The following is a 391-nucleotide window of genomic DNA, read 5'->3' on the forward strand; positions in this document are numbered from 1 at the left end:
AGAAGGTGGCAATGGCAACGACAAGCTCTACGGGCAAGATGGCCATGATGTTCTTGTCGGCGGTCACGGTAACGACCATCTTGATGGCGGCGCCGATGACGACAAACTCTATGGCCAGTGGGGTAATGATTACCTCTACGGCTTCAGCGGTAACGATTTACTTTATGGTGAAGACGGTAACGACACGCTGAACGGAGCTGGCGGTAATGACTTTCTCTCAGGCGGTAACGGCGACGATGCTCTGCATGGTGAGTACGGCGACGACCGCCTAGAAGGTAACGACGGTAACGACAAGTTATATGGTCATATTGGTAATGACGTCCTTCTTGGTGGCACAGGTAATGACTACCTTGATGGCCAGTGGAACAATGATCACTTATATGGTGAGAAT

1 protein-coding gene is annotated in these 391 nt (G+C 50.9%); it reads left to right on the forward strand.

Annotated elements, in window-relative coordinates:
* Positions 1-391 (forward strand): calcium-binding protein (locus LRP49_RS25200; protein WP_274146420.1); only part of this gene is annotated, 391 nt, incomplete at both ends.

This window comes from Enterovibrio qingdaonensis (assembly GCF_028683135.1).
In the GTDB taxonomy this organism is placed as follows: Bacteria; Pseudomonadota; Gammaproteobacteria; order Enterobacterales; family Vibrionaceae; genus Enterovibrio; species Enterovibrio qingdaonensis.